General features: G+C 70.3%; 13 protein-coding genes. 9 read left to right on the forward strand and 4 right to left on the reverse strand.

Annotated features, from left to right (window positions below; translation table 11 throughout):
* Nucleotides 1-30 precede the first annotated feature (30 nt).
* A complete protein-coding gene (locus Q0C41_RS11160) occupies nucleotides 31-609 on the reverse strand; it encodes a hypothetical protein (protein ID WP_291983761.1) in 579 nt (192 codons plus the stop codon).
* A 118-nt stretch (nucleotides 610-727) separates the two neighbouring features.
* Here Q0C41_RS11160 and Q0C41_RS11165 point away from each other — a divergent pair, with 118 nt between their 5' ends.
* The 8 genes from Q0C41_RS11165 (at nucleotide 728) to Q0C41_RS11200 (ending at nucleotide 9,012) form a co-directional block, all read left to right on the forward strand.
* The gene (locus Q0C41_RS11165) at nucleotides 728-1,432 is read left to right on the forward strand and encodes a hypothetical protein (protein ID WP_291983762.1); all 705 of its coding nucleotides are present in this window, start codon (nucleotides 728-730) and stop codon (nucleotides 1,430-1,432) included.
* 90 nt (nucleotides 1,433-1,522) lie between these two features.
* Nucleotides 1,523-2,590: a UDP-3-O-(3-hydroxymyristoyl)glucosamine N-acyltransferase gene (gene lpxD / locus Q0C41_RS11170; protein WP_291983763.1), complete on the forward strand. Its 1,068-nt coding sequence runs from the start codon at nucleotides 1,523-1,525 to the stop codon at nucleotides 2,588-2,590.
* Nucleotides 2,591-2,682: 92 nt separating this feature from the next.
* Nucleotides 2,683-4,059, forward strand: a complete 1,377-nt coding sequence (locus Q0C41_RS11175; protein WP_291983764.1) for a pitrilysin family protein — start codon at nucleotides 2,683-2,685, stop codon at nucleotides 4,057-4,059.
* Nucleotides 4,056-5,543, forward strand: a complete 1,488-nt coding sequence (locus Q0C41_RS11180; protein ID WP_291983765.1) for a pitrilysin family protein — start codon at nucleotides 4,056-4,058, stop codon at nucleotides 5,541-5,543. Before Q0C41_RS11175 ends, Q0C41_RS11180 begins: the two co-directional genes overlap by 4 nt.
* A gap of 11 nt (nucleotides 5,544-5,554) precedes the next feature.
* Nucleotides 5,555-6,703: a lipid-A-disaccharide synthase gene (gene lpxB / locus Q0C41_RS11185; protein ID WP_291983766.1), complete on the forward strand. Its 1,149-nt coding sequence runs from the start codon at nucleotides 5,555-5,557 to the stop codon at nucleotides 6,701-6,703.
* Nucleotides 6,704-6,710: 7 nt separating this feature from the next.
* Nucleotides 6,711-7,274, forward strand: a complete 564-nt coding sequence (locus Q0C41_RS11190; RefSeq protein ID WP_291983767.1) for a hypothetical protein — start codon at nucleotides 6,711-6,713, stop codon at nucleotides 7,272-7,274.
* Nucleotides 7,271-8,272: a matrixin family metalloprotease gene (locus Q0C41_RS11195; RefSeq protein ID WP_291983768.1), complete on the forward strand. Its 1,002-nt coding sequence runs from the start codon at nucleotides 7,271-7,273 to the stop codon at nucleotides 8,270-8,272. Before Q0C41_RS11190 ends, Q0C41_RS11195 begins: the two co-directional genes overlap by 4 nt.
* A gap of 107 nt (nucleotides 8,273-8,379) precedes the next feature.
* Nucleotides 8,380-9,012: an outer membrane beta-barrel protein gene (locus tag Q0C41_RS11200; RefSeq protein ID WP_291983769.1), complete on the forward strand. Its 633-nt coding sequence runs from the start codon at nucleotides 8,380-8,382 to the stop codon at nucleotides 9,010-9,012.
* A 154-nt stretch (nucleotides 9,013-9,166) separates the two neighbouring features.
* On the opposite strand, the gene xylA is transcribed toward Q0C41_RS11200, so the two are convergent.
* The 3 genes from xylA to xylB all read right to left on the reverse strand — a co-directional run bounded on the left by xylA (nucleotide 9,167) and on the right by xylB (nucleotide 12,519).
* Entirely contained in the window at nucleotides 9,167-10,324 is a 1,158-nt protein-coding gene (xylA, locus tag Q0C41_RS11205) for a xylose isomerase (RefSeq protein WP_291983770.1), read from the reverse strand.
* Nucleotides 10,325-10,414: 90 nt separating this feature from the next.
* Nucleotides 10,415-10,978 carry a glutathione peroxidase gene (locus tag Q0C41_RS11210; RefSeq protein ID WP_367079199.1) on the reverse strand — a complete coding sequence of 188 codons (564 nt, stop codon included), beginning with the start codon at nucleotides 10,976-10,978 and terminating at the stop codon, nucleotides 10,415-10,417.
* A gap of 38 nt (nucleotides 10,979-11,016) precedes the next feature.
* Nucleotides 11,017-12,519 carry a xylulokinase gene (xylB, locus tag Q0C41_RS11215; RefSeq protein WP_291983772.1) on the reverse strand — a complete coding sequence of 501 codons (1,503 nt, stop codon included), beginning with the start codon at nucleotides 12,517-12,519 and terminating at the stop codon, nucleotides 11,017-11,019.
* Between the two features lie 38 nt (nucleotides 12,520-12,557).
* Here xylB and Q0C41_RS11220 point away from each other — a divergent pair, with 38 nt between their 5' ends.
* Nucleotides 12,558-13,463 (forward strand): alpha/beta hydrolase, encoded by a 906-nt coding sequence (locus Q0C41_RS11220; protein ID WP_291983773.1) that lies wholly within the window; start codon nucleotides 12,558-12,560, stop codon nucleotides 13,461-13,463.
* The last annotated feature ends 1 nt before the right edge of the window (nucleotide 13,464 follow it).

Raw genomic sequence — 13,464 nt, forward strand, 5'->3', positions numbered from 1 at the left:
GCCACGGCTCCGTAGCCGCGCCGGGGCGCGTCAGAACGCCCGGACGTAGGTGAGGTTCTCCTTCACCTCGACGTCCTGCAGGCGCACCGGCTGACCGGGTGTGGCGATCGCCACGTCGTACAGGCCGGCCGGCGCGACGAGGATCTGGTAGCCCTGGCCCGGCACGCCCCTGGCCACCTCGCTGCCGTCCTTGCGCAGCAGTCGCGCCGACCACGCCAGGCTGCCGTCCGTCGCCGGCCGCTCCGGCCGGATCTGCAGGGCGCCCCATCCCTTCGTGAAGTTCACGACCTCCAGGTGGCGTCCGCGCTCGCCCGGGTAGGCCACCAGCAGGCGCAGCGTTGTCCAGGCGATGCCGCTGACCTTGCCGTCCGTCTGCTGGACGAGTTGCAGGTCGTACTGTCCGGCCAACAGCGGCAATTGTCGCTCGCCGCTCGGGACGATTGGGGCAGCGCGACCGTTGACGCGCGTGCCCGTCGGGAACACCGTCACGGTGGTCTCGGCGGTGACCTCGACCGCGCCGCGGAACACGCGCACGTCCAGCGCGAGCGGGGGCGCCGGCTGCGCGCCTGCGGTCGTCAGTGCCAGCCACAGCAGAATCGTTGGCGTCATGCCGATAAGCGTAGCAGTGGTCCTCGTGTGCCTCGTTGGCGTGAGGCGGCTCGACCATGGGCGTGTGGGCACGGTGAACGGGAAAGCGGGTGGTATCGTAGCTTTCAGAACGAACGACATGTTTGACGTCTACCTCATCCCGATCGGCGCGGGCCGCCTCGAGCCCTACTGCGAACCCGCGGACGAGGAGACGCCTGTCGACCCGCACGAAGAGCGGGGCCTGTTCCGTCGGCTGATGGATCGTTTCCGTCACATGCTCGCGGAGGCCGAGGATCAACGTCGCCGCCGCGCGCGCGGCGAGGAGATGCCCGACCCGGGGACGATGCTCGGGCGCCTGCAGCAGCGGACGCTGCGCAGCATCGCCGAGCACATCAACGAGCAACGGCTGTTGTGGCACCTGCGCAAGCACACGCACGCGACGCTGCACCACCCCGACGATGTCACGGCGAGCGAGGCGCTGCAGGTGATGCGCACCTCGCTGCGCAAGGATGCCGACCGCCACCTGCTCTGGCTGGTCGTCACGACGGTGCTCTTCGTCGCCTCCGGCGCGCTGGCGCTCGTCCCAGGCCCGAACGTCCTGGCGTATTTCCTCGGGTTCTTCGTCGTCGCGCGCTACCTGTCCTGGCGGGGCGCGCGTCACGGCCTGCGGGCGGTGGTGTGGCACATGACGCCGAGCACCCCGCTCTCGGAACTGCGTGGGGTCCTGCACCTGTCCGGTGAGGCGCGCGAACCGATCGTGCTCGACATCGCGACGCGCCTGCGGCTGGAGGACCTGCCGCTCTTCGTGGCCCGCATGGTGCCCGATCGCCTGGCCACCCCCTAGTCGAGCCGGCCGGACCGCCTCGAGGCCGCGGCCCTGGCACGTGTGCGCCGCAGCGCGAAGCGCGAAGGCGCATGGTACACTCCGCCCGCTTTGACGCTGCGTGAGCTTGCCGACCTGCTCGGCTGCCGCCTCGAAGGCGACGGCGACCTCCTGATCACCCGCGTGGCCGATCTCGTATCGGCCGGTCCGGGCGACGTCACCTTCTTCTTCAATCCGAAATACGCCAGGGCGCTGGCCGAGACACGCGCCTCCGCGGTGATCGCCGCCGATGACGTGCCGGTGCCGGTGCCGGCAGCGGCCCTGCGCACGCGGGAGCCCTACGTCGCGTTCGCGCGGGCGCTCGCGCTGCTGCATCCCCAGCCGGCGCCGCCAGCCGGGGTCCATCCGACCGCGGTGATCGACCCGACGGCGGTCCTCGGCGAAGACGTGTCGGTCGGTCCTTACGCGTGCGTCGGCGCCGCGGCGGTGGTCGGGGCCCGGACGTCGATCCGCGCGCACGTGACGATCGGCGACGGCGCGGTGATCGGTGACGACTGCCTCCTGCACCCCCATGTCAGCGTGCGCGAGCGGGTCACCCTGGGGCACCGGGTGGTGGTGCAGGACCATGCCGTGATCGGCAGTGACGGCTTCGGCTTCGCGGCCGATGCGACCGGCACGATGATCAAGATTCCGCAGGTCGGCACGGTCGTCGTCGGCGACGACGTCGAGATCGGCGTGTCGACGGCCATCGATCGCCCGCCGATCGGGGCGACGGTGATCGGCGCCGGCTCCAAGATCGACAACCTGGTGCAGATTGGCCACGGCGTCGAACTGGGCGAGCGGGTGATTCTGGTCTCGCAGGTGGGGATCGCCGGGAGCACGTCGGTGGGCGCCGGGACCATCCTCGCCGGGCAGGTGGGTGTGGCCGGTCACCTCACCATCGGCAAGGGCGTGCGGGCGACGGCGCAGACCGGCATCCCCAACTCGCTGCCCGACAAGGCGTTCGTCTCCGGGTACCCGGCCATCGACAATCGGGACTGGCTCAAGGCCTCGGCCATCTTCCGGACCCTGCCGGCCCTGCGCAAGCAGGTCGCCGACCTGCAGCGCCGCCTGGTCACGCTGGAGGGCGCGGCGACCCCGAGCGCCGCCGACGTGGACGAGTCCGGCAGCGAGCGCTGACCGGCGGGGGCCCCGCGAATCCGAGGCCAAGTCGGCCGTCACGTCGTCCCAAGTCATTGGAGGCGGGCGCGGGGCCTGCCATAATCGATCCAATGACACGCATGCTCGCTCGGCCCGCCGTGGCCGCTGCGCTGGCAGCCGTCGTCGTGGCCGGGGCGTTCGAGACGCCCACCGGAGCCACCACGGTCAGGCCGCCGGCGTTCAAGTTCGAAGACTACACGCTGCCCAACGGGCTGCGGGTCATCCTGCTCGAGGACCACTCGACGCCGATCGTCCACGTGACGCTCTGGTATCACGTGGGCTCGAAGAACGAGAAGCCGGGGCGCACCGGCTTCGCGCATCTCTTCGAGCACATGATGTTCAAGGGCAGCCGGAACGTGCAGCCCGAGGCGCACACGTCGTACATCGCCTCGGTGGGCGGACAGAGCAACGCCTACACCACCGAGGACACCACGGTGTTCTGGCAGACGGTGCCGGCGCAGTACCTGCCGCTGACGCTGTGGCTCGAGGCCGACCGCATGGCGTCGCTGCGCGTCGAGGATGCGACGTTCCGCACCGAGCGCGAGGTGGTCAAGGAGGAGCGGCGCCAGCGCGTCGAGAACCAGCCGTACGGGCGGCTGTCCGAGATCATCTACGAGCAGGCGTTCACCACGCATCCGTATCGCTATCCGGTGATTGGCAGCATGGCCGATCTCGAGGCCGCGAGCATCGAGGACGTGCGCGAGTTCCACCGCACCTACTACCGCCCCGACAACGCCACGCTGGTCATCGCGGGCGACTTCGACCCCGCCACGGCGCGCAGCCTGATCGAACGCGAGTTCAGCAAGGTCCCGAAGCCGACCGGGACGGTGCCGCGCACCATCCCGCAGGAGCCGGTCCGCACGAAGGAGAAACGCGTCACGATCGAGGAGGACTGGCCGCTGCCCGCCGTCGTCGTCGCCTATCCGATCACCTACGACGGGCATCCGGATTCCTACCCGCTGCACATCGCGGCCAAGGTGCTGTCGGATGGCACCAGCTCGCGCATCTACCAGCGTCTCGTCTACAAGGAGCGTCTGGCCCTGTCGGCGTTCGGCCAGGCCAACCTGATCGAGCATCCCAACCTCTTCTACGCCGTGGCGATCGTGGCGCCAGGGCAGACGCCGGCCCAGGTCGAGCGGGCGCTGATCGAGGAGATGGAGAAGCTGGTCAAGGAGCCGATCACGGATCGCGAACTGCAGCGCAGCAAGAACCAGTTCGCGCGCGATTACGTGCTCGGTCGGCAGACGGTGCAGGCCAAGGCGACGACCCTCGCGCACGCCGTCGTCCTGCACAACGGCGACGTCGACACCGCCGATGGCGAGTTCGACATCTTCCAGAAGATGACCACGGCCGATGTCCAGCGGGTGGCCAGGACCTACTTCACGCCGCAGAGCCGGATGGTGCTGACGGTGATGCCACGCGGGCAGCGCCCCGGGGGTGACCAGTGAGGGTGCGCGCGGCACAGATGCTGTTCCTGGCGATGATGACGTCGCTCGTCGCCGTGACCTCGCCGTTGTGTGCGCAGGAGCGTCCGCCCCGGCCACTCGAGGCGCCTCCGGTCAGGGTGCCGCCCTATGAAGTGCGCACCATGCCCAACGGCCTCCGGGTCGTGGTGGTGTCGCAGAACGAGCAGCCCGCGGTGAGCCTGCGGATGCTGGTCAAGGCCGGCACCGCGCAGGATCCGACCGGTCGGCCTGGCGTGGCCGCCATGGTCGGGGCCCTGCTCGATCAGGGCACCGCCAAGCGTTCGTCGGAGCAGATCTCCGACGTCATCGACTACGTTGGAGGTGCGCTCGGCACCGGCGCCGGCACGGACCTCTCCTACGTCAACGTACTCGTCCTGAAGGACAGCTTCGACTTTGCACTCGACCTCATGTCCGAGGTGGTGCAGACGCCGTCGTTCCCGCAGGACGAACTCGACCGCGTGCGCACCCAGGCCCTGTCGGCCATGGGCGTGAACATGCAGGATCCCGAGTACGTCGCCGATGCGGTGATCGACCGGCTCGTGTACGGGTTCCATCCGTATGGCCTGCCCGGCAACGGCACGCCGGAGTCGCTGCAGCAGGTCACGCGCGACGACCTCGTGCAGTTCCACAAGGCCTGGTTCTCGCCCAACAACGCGCTGCTGGCGGTGGTTGGCGACGTCGACGTCGAGGAGGCGTTCGCCGGGGTGACGCGTGCCTTCGGCCAGTGGCAGCCAAAGGACCTGCCCGTACTGCCGATCGCCGAGGTGCCCGAACCGACGCGCCGGGTGGTCCTGGTGGATCGCCCCAACGCGGTGCAGACCGAGATTCGCGCCGGCCACGTCGCCATCGCGCGCAAGCACCCGGATTACATGGCCCTCAACCTCGCCACCAAGATTCTCGGCGGCGAGGGCGCCAACCGCCTGCAGAACGTGCTGCGGTCGGAGAAGGGGCTGACATACGGGGCGTCGGCCGACATGGACGCCTACAAGCTGACCGGCGCCATCATCGCCGAGACCGACACGCAGACGTCGACCACCGGCGAGGCCCTGCGGCTCGCCGTGGACGAATTCTGGCGCATGGTGCGTGAACCGGTCGGCGATCGCGAGCTGATGGGAGCGCAGGCCTATCTGTCGGGCAGTTTCCCCCTGAGCATCGAGACCGCCGACGGCATCGCGCTGCAGGTCCTCAACCTGTTGTTCTTCGACCTCGACGTCAAGGAACTCGAGACCTATCGCGATCGCATCAACGCCGTCACCAGCGACGACATCCAGCGCGTGTCCCGGCAGTTCATCAAGCCGGGTCGCCTGTCGATCGTCCTGGTCGGCGATGCCCGCAAGGTCCTGCCGCAACTCAAGGCCGTCGGCATCGACAACGCGGAGATCCTGCCGCTCGCCGATCTCGATCTGACCAGTCCCAGCCTCCAGCGCAGGGGCGCGCCCACGCGCGCGCCGGCGGCGGCCCGCTAGGTCGCGGTCGCATGCCCGGCGTGATGATCTCGTGCGGGGAGCCGTCTGGCGACCTGTACGCAGGCGCCCTGGCGTCGGCCCTGCGACGCCAGCGCCCCGACCTGGACATCTTCGGGTTCGGGGGGCCGCGCCTTGCTGCGGCCGGGGGCACGCTGCTCGGCTCCTACGAAGGGCTCGCGGTCACCGGGCTGTCCGAAGTCCTGCGCACCTTGCCGCGGACGTGGCGCATGTATCGCCACCTCATCGCCGAGGCCGAGCGGCGCCGGCCCGACGTGTTCGTGGCCATCGACTTCGCGGACTTCAACTTCCGTCTCGGGCAGGCCCTGCATGCCCGGGGCATCCCCGTCGTGTACTACATCGGGCCCCAGTTGTGGGCGTGGCGCCCCGGCCGGATGCAGGTCATCAAGCGCTTCGCCGACCAGGTCCTGGTCATCTTCCCGTTCGAAGCGGCGTTGTACGCCGACGCCGGCGTGCCCGTCCAGTTCGTCGGCCATCCGCTCATCGACCTGATCGATCGCCGCGGGCATCGCGCCGAGCTGCTCACGCAGCACGGCCTGTCGCACGCCGCGCGGACGGTCGCCCTGCTGCCGGGCAGTCGCCACAACGAAGTGGCCAGCACGCTGCCCACGCTGCTCGAGGCGTGCGCCCTGTTGAAGGACGCGGAGCCCGATCTGCAGTTCCTCATCGCCCGCGCGCCGGGACTGCACGACGAGCATTTCGAGGCGACCCATCGCAGCCACCTGCCCATCGGGATTCATGCCGGCGACACCGACGCCGTGCTCGCGGCCAGCGACCTGGTGATCACCGCGTCGGGGACGGCGACGGTGCAGACGGCGCTGCACGGCAAACCCATGGTGATCGTCTATCGGCTGTCGCCCCTCACGTACCGGCTGGGGCGCCCGTTCGTCAAGGTCGATACCTTCGGGATGGTCAATCTCATCGCCGGCCGCAAGATCGTCCCGGAGTTGATCCAGGACGACTTCACGGCCCCGCGCGTCTGCGCCGAAGCGCTCGCGTTCCTGCGCGACGACGCCTACGCGTCCGACGTGCGCGAACACCTGGCCGCGGTCGTGCATGCGCTTGGAGGGCCAGGCGCCTCCGAGCGTGCGGCCACGGCCGTGCTGGCCCTGGCCGCCACGCGCGGCTCGCGTCAAGAGTAGGAGCATCGTGACTCGTTGCGTGCAGCCCCGTCGGCGCCTCGCGTCGGCCTTGTCGATCGGCGCCGTGACCCTGTGGATGGCCATCGTCGGTCCATCCGTCAGGGCGTCGGTCGTCGTGCCCCTGTCGCTCGTCGAGCTGACGGCCGCGGCCGACCTCGTGGCGCTCGGCACCGTCGAGGACGTCCGCACCGTGCAGGGCCCGACGGGGATCGAGCGGCTCGTCCAGGTCCGCCTCACCTCCACCTGGAAGGGCCCCGAGGCGTCCGTCGTCTATGTTCGTCTCGCGGGCGGACAGCTCGGTCGCCTGGAGACGCGCGTGCCCGGCGTGCCCAACGTCGACGAGGGCGCGCGGGTGGTCTGGTTCCTGGCAGCGCATCCCCGCGGCGGGTACAGCGTGATCGGCCTGCATCAGGGCGCGCTGGCGGCCGCCGGTGCGCCTGACGGCACGTGGCGCGTCCTGGCGCCGTCCCGCGTCGCCAACGCGCGGGGTGCCGTGTCGCGGGTGCCGCGCGCGGTCACCGATCTCGAAGCCGAGGTCCGGGCGCTGGCCGGGACGGAGGGCGCCCAGTGAGCCAGGCGCGTCGTGTCTCCGTCCTGGTGGCCATCCTCGCGGTGCTCTCGGCCATCCCGACATCCGCCTACCTGAAGTTCGGCTACCGCATCAACGGCCAGTCGGTCGTGCTCAAGTGGCCGGAGGGCCGGCCCGTGTCCTACGTGGTCGGGACCCGCGAGACGACGGGGGTGTCCGCGGCAGACTTCCGCGACACCATCGCGCGTGCCTTCGCCACCTGGGAGAACGTGCCGTCGTCCTCGATCCGGTTCGCGCCGGCTGGCGACACGACGCGCCCGCTCTCGGACAACGACGGCATCACCATGCTCGCGTACGCGAATCGGCCCGAACTCGATCGCACGCTCGGCGCGACGAGCTACACGATCGACATCATCGCCGGGGCGCTGCTGGAGGCCGACGTCTTCTTCAATGCCGCCTTCCCCTGGTCGGCCGCGCCCGGCGGGCAAGCCGGCCGGTTCGATCTGGAGTCGATCGCCACCCACGAGATCGGTCATCTGATCGGCCTCGGGCACTCGGCGCTCGGCGAGACCGAGGTCGTGGGTAGCGGGCGGCGGGTCCTGTCGGCAGGTGCGGTGATGTTCCCGATCGCCTTCTCGCCCGGCAACATCGACGGACGTCGCCTGCAGCCCGACGACATCGCGGGGATCTCCGACATCTATCCCGATGGCACCTTCCGGCAGGAGACCGGCAGCATCTCTGGCCGCGTGACCCGGGGCGGGCTCGGCGTGTTCGGGGCCCATGTCGTGGCCATGCACCTGCGCACCGGCGCACTGGTCGGCGGCTTCACGCTCGACGACTCCGGCACCTTCGTGCTCGCCGGCATCGAGCCCGGCCCGGTCGTCCTGCGCGTCGAGCCGCTGGACGATGGGGATGTGGCGAGCTTCATCGAGGGACCACGCGTCGATGTCGGCTTCGCGGTGGCGTTCTCGCCCCGCGCGATCTTCGTCCCCAGGGGCGGCAATGCGCCGGACGTGACCATCGACGTGGTGGGCAAGTGAGCGGCGTCGGGAGCCGGGAACCGGGCAGGGCCGCTCGGCGTGTCCTGGGTGCACTGCTCGTTGTCGTCCTGGGCGCGGCACCGTCGTCTGCGCAGCAGGATCCCGCCGTGCCGGCGTGTGGCCAGCCGGGCACCGACTGCGCGCCGCGTGCGCATCGGGTCGAAGTCAGCGTGCTCGGTGGCGTCGTCGGCGGCGGAGACCTCGGCAGCACCGACGCGACCCTGCTGACCAACGAGGTGCCGACGGCCGGCCGTTCGTCGCTGTTCACCACGCGGTCGGCGATCGGTCAGGCACCACTGGTCGAAGGGCGTCTGGGTGTGCGACTGGTGCGCGGGTGGTTCGTCGAGGGCGGCGTGTCCTACGCCCGACCCGAACTGTCGGTCGACATCTCCGCCGATGTGGAGGGGGCGCCGAACGTGACGGCGACGTCGCGGCTGACGCAGGTGGTCGGTGACGTGGGCCTGCAGTATCGCTGGACGCTCGGGCGTGTCGCGCCGTTCGTGATGGCTGGCGGCGGATACCTCCGCCAACTCGACGAGCCGCGGACGACGGCCGAGACCGGGTGGATGGGCTATGGGGGCGCCGGCGCGCTGATTCGCCTTGGGACCCGACCGGGCGTGTGGCAGCACCTCGCCGTGCGCGGCGACGTGCGTGTCCTCTGGCTGCGCGACGGCATCATCCTCGACGACCAGCGTGGCCCGACGTATCAGGCCACGGCTGGACTCGTCGTCGGGTTCTGAACAATTCAGAGTTCACAATTCAGAATGTAGTGCGGGGCCGGCAACGCCAGGCTCCCTCAGGGCCGAGGGGCCGGCATTTGGGGGGCCGCAGTGGGCCTCCGCCGAGTGGCGGTGCCTGCCCCGCGCTTCATTGTGAACGTTGAATTCTGAATTGCTATCGGACTCCCAGGATGATCTCCGTCGTGAGCTGATCGAGCTGCTCGTAGGCCAGGCCTCGGGCGGCGATCGTCTTGCGGTCGAAGGTGCGGTTGGCGAGTTCGCGCGCGGCGTCCGCGCTGAAGCGCCCGACGGGGGCGTTGTCGCCGTGGGCGGCCTTCACGATGGCCTGGATCTCGGGGTCGGCGTTCCAGCGGGCGGCCTTCTCCTTGAGGATCAGGTACGTCCGCATGCAGCCCCGCGCGAAGGCCTTGACGCCCTCGTAGTCCTCGGTGCGATAGGCGTGCGCATCGAAGTGGCGCGGGCCGTCGTAGCCGACGTCCTCGAGGAACTTCACGAGGAAGAAGGCGGCACGGGGGTTGGCGGCGCCGAACCGGAAGTCCTGGTCGTAGCGCCCCGGGTTCTGATCGTTCAGGTCGATGTGGAACAGCTTGCCGGCGTCCCACGCCTGAGCCACGGCATGCGTGAAGTTGAGCCCGGCCATCGTCTCGTGCGCCACTTCCGGATTCACGCCGACCATCTCGGGGTGGTCCAGTGTGGGGATGAAGCCGAGGTAGTTGCCGGTGGTGGCCATGTAGATGTCGCCACGCGGCTCGTTCGGCTTGGCTTCCATGGCGAAGCGGTACTGGTACCCCTGAGCGATGTTGTACTCGCACAGGTAGTTCACCGCGTCGCGGAGGCGCTTGACGGCATCGTCGGGGCGCCGGCAGGCATCGGTCTCGGTGCCCTCGCGGCCCCCCCAGAGGACGAACGTCGACGCGCCCAGTTCCGCACCGAGATCCATCGCGCTCATGGTCTTCTGGATGGCGTACGCCCGGACCTGTGGGTCGTTGGCGGTGAAGGCGCCATCCTTGAAGATCGGGTCGGTGAACAGGCTGACCGTCGCCATGGGGCACACGACGCCATGGTCCCGCATCGCGGCCTTGAACTCGCGGACGATGGTGTCGCGTTCGGTGGCGGTGGCGTCGATCGGCACCAGATCGTTGTCGTGCAGGTTGACGCCCCAGGCGCCGAGTTCTCCGAGCATGGCGACGGCGTCGTTGGGGGGGAGCGGATCCCTGACGGGTTCGCCGAAGGGGTCGCGGCCGCGATTGCTGATGGTCCAGAGGCCGAACGAGAACTTGTGGGCGGCTTGCGGCTGGTATGCGTCGGACACGCGGCAGTCTCCAGGAAAAGTTATGGGGCTGCAGTGTAGATCACTGCAGCCCCTTCGTCTCACTTCGGGCCAAACTGGCCCCGCGCGGTGCTAGGACGCCAGGGCGTCGGCGATGGCCTTGCGCAACTCGGGGTCCTCGGGCGTCACCTTGCTCGGGAAGAAGGCCTTGACGGTGCCGTCCTTGCCGATGAGGTACTTCGAGAAGTTCCAGCCGGGCAGCTGGCCGCTCGCGCCCAGAAACTGGTAGATGGGCGACTGGCCGGGCCCGGCCTTGGTGACGAGCTTCGAGAACATCGGGAAGGTGACGCCGTAGTTGCGCTGGCAGAAGGTGGCGATCTCGGCGGCCTCGCCGGGTTCCTGGCCCCCGAAGTCGTTGCTGGGGAAGCCGAGGACCGAGAACCCCTTGCCCTGCATCTCGTCGTGCAGCTTCTGCAGGCCGGCGTACTGCGGCGTGTAGCCGCACTGGCTCGCGGTGTTCACCACGAGCGTGACTTTCCCCTTGTAGCTGGCCAGCGGCGCCGGCTTGCCATCGAGGGTGGTGGTCTGGAGGTCGTAGAGCGAGGTGGCCGTCGAGCGGCCCGGACTCTGGGCAGTGGTCATGGTGGTCATGAGCACGACGGCCATGGCCGCGGTGCCGAGCGTGAGAGACAGCATGCGCATGGCCGTTGGACGCGGCGGTGCGGCCCCGAGTCTCATCGCAGGGCCTCACGAATCTGGCGCAGCGCGGGGTAGAGCGCCTGGTAGGCGCGGTACTGCCGCGCCAGGATCGGATGGCCGTCGCCCGGCACCACCTCGCTGGTGACGCGGACGACCCGGTCGCACGCCGTGTCGACGTCGGGCCACACCCCGGCGCCGACGCCGGCCAGCAGCCCGGCGCCGTACGCGGCGCCTTCCTCGGCCGCCACCGTCTGCACGGGCTGACCGTACACGTCGGCCTGGATCTGACGCCAGAGCGCCGACCGTGCCCCGCCGCCGCCGAGCCGGATGCCTTCGACCGGCACCTGCATCTCGCGCAGGATGGTGAAGCTGTCCTGCAGACTGAACGCCACCCCTTCGAGGATGGCGCGAATCACGTGTCCGCGCGTGTGCGACGCCGCGAGACCGACCAGCGCCGCCCGCGCCTCGGCGTCCAGGTGCGGCGTGCGTTCGCCCATGAGATACGGCGCCCACAACACACCATCGGCGCCCGGCGGAATCGCCAGCGCCTCGTCGGTGAGTCGCTCGTAGGGGTCGCGCCCGTCGCTGCCGCCCGACCCGAAGCGGTCCCGGAACCAGCGCAGCGACAAGCCGGCGGCCTGCGTCACGCCCATCACGTGCCAGCGGCCCGGCACGGCGTGGCAGAAGGTGTGCACCCGGCCACGCGGGTCGAGCGCCGGGCGGTCCGTGGCCGCGAACACGACGCCGGACGTGCCGATCGTCGCGCACACCGCGCCGGCCTGGACGATGCCCATGCCGACCGCGCCTGCGGCCTGGTCCCCACCACCGGCCACCACGGGGGTGCCGGCGAGCAGGCCGACGGCCGCGGCGCCGTCGGCCGTGAGCGAGCCCGTCACCTGCGGCCCCTCGAACGCCTCCGGCAACAGCGAGGCCTCGAGGCCGGTGGCCCCGAGCATGTCGCGCGACCACTGACGACGCGCGACGTCGAACAGCAGGGTGCCCGACGCATCGGCCACGTCGGTGGCGAGGCGGCCGGTGAGGCGATAGCGGATGTAGTCCTTGGGCAGCAACACGTGCCGCACCCGGGCCCAGGCCTCCGGCTCGGTGCGTCGCACCCACAGCAGCTTGGGCAGCGTGAATCCCGTCAGGGCCGGGTTACTCGTCCACTCGATGAGGCGCGCGGCGCCGATGCGCTCGGTCAGGTTGTCGCACTCGGCCTGCGTCCGCTGGTCGCACCACAGCAGCGCCGGACGCACGACCCGCCCGTCGGCATCGAGCAGCGTCGCGCCATGCATCTGCCCGCTCAGACCGATGGCCGTGATGGCCGAGGCCTCGAGACCCGCCTCGAGCAGGGCACGCGGCACGGCCTGCCGACACGCCCGCCACCAGTCGTCCGGGTCCTGCTCGGCCCACCCCGTCTGCGGTGAGGCGAAGGGGGCGTGCTCGGAGGTCGCCGACGAGATCACCGTGCCCGACTCGTCGAGAATGAGGGCCCGGGTGCCGCCCGTGCCGACGTCGATGCCAAGGAGGTAGGTCATGGGAACGCGGTGCATGCTATAACACGCAGCCACCGCCCATGCGCACCTCCCTGCCCGTTGTCCTGCTCGCGTCACTCGTCATGTCCACACCAGCCGCGGCGCAGGGGCCCGCCACCGGGAGTCTCGTGCCGCTCTGGACCGGACCGGTGCCGCTGGCCACGGGCACGGGCCCGGAAGACACGCCGGCGCTCACCGTGTATCGGCCAGCCCCTGGCACGGCCACCGGCGCGGCGTTCGTCGTGCTGCCCGGCGGTGGGTACCGCGGCCGCGCCGCGCACGAAGGGGAACCCATCGCCCAGTGGCTCAACTCGCTGGGCGTGACGGCCTTCGTCGCCCGCTACCGGGTGTCGCCCTATCGCCATCCGGCCCCGCTCACCGATGCGCTCCGGGCCGTGCGCTACGTGCGGGCCCACGCCCGCGAGTGGGGCCTCGATGGGCGGGTCGGCATCCTCGGATTCTCGGCCGGCGGCCACCTCGCCAGCACCGCGGCCACCCAGTTCACCGAAGGCGATCCCGCGGCGGTCGATCCTGTCGAGCGCGTCAGCAGCCGGCCCGATCTCGCCGTGCTGATCTATCCCGTGATCACCTTCACCGAGGACGCGTGGGTCCACAAGGGGTCGCGCACGAACCTGCTCGGCGAGGGGGCCACCGCGGAGCAGATGGCCGCGATGTCGTCGGAGCGACGCGTCACGGCGCGCACGCCGCCGGTCTTCCTGCTGCACACCACGGCGGATGCCGCCGTCCCGCCCGAGAACAGCCTGCTGTTCGCGCAGGCGATGCGCAAGGCGGGCGTCGAGGTCGAACTGCACCTCTTCGAAGGGGGGCGCCACGGCTTCGGACTCGGCGAGAAGGAAGGGCCCATCGGCACGTGGCCGCTGCTTGCCGGGCTGTGGCTGCACAAGCACGACTTCGCTCGCGAGACGACGGTCTCCGCGAAGGAGTAGC

This window comes from Luteitalea sp. (assembly GCF_022842525.1).
GTDB lineage: Bacteria > Acidobacteriota > Vicinamibacteria > Vicinamibacterales > Vicinamibacteraceae > Luteitalea.

Coding starts and splice junctions, on each gene's coding strand:
- Q0C41_RS11160 (WP_291983761.1), bottom strand. CDS start 609: ATGACGCCAACGATTCTGCTGTGGCTGGCACTGACGACCGCAGGCGCG.
- Q0C41_RS11165 (WP_291983762.1), top strand. CDS start 728: ATGTTTGACGTCTACCTCATCCCGATCGGCGCGGGCCGCCTCGAGCCC.
- Q0C41_RS11175 (WP_291983764.1), top strand. CDS start 2,683: ATGACACGCATGCTCGCTCGGCCCGCCGTGGCCGCTGCGCTGGCAGCC.
- lpxB (WP_291983766.1), top strand. CDS start 5,555: ATGCCCGGCGTGATGATCTCGTGCGGGGAGCCGTCTGGCGACCTGTAC.
- Q0C41_RS11210 (WP_367079199.1), bottom strand. CDS start 10,978: ATGCTGTCTCTCACGCTCGGCACCGCGGCCATGGCCGTCGTGCTCATG.
- xylB (WP_291983772.1), bottom strand. CDS start 12,519: ATGACCTACCTCCTTGGCATCGACGTCGGCACGGGCGGCACCCGGGCC.
- Q0C41_RS11220 (WP_291983773.1), top strand. CDS start 12,558: ATGCGCACCTCCCTGCCCGTTGTCCTGCTCGCGTCACTCGTCATGTCC.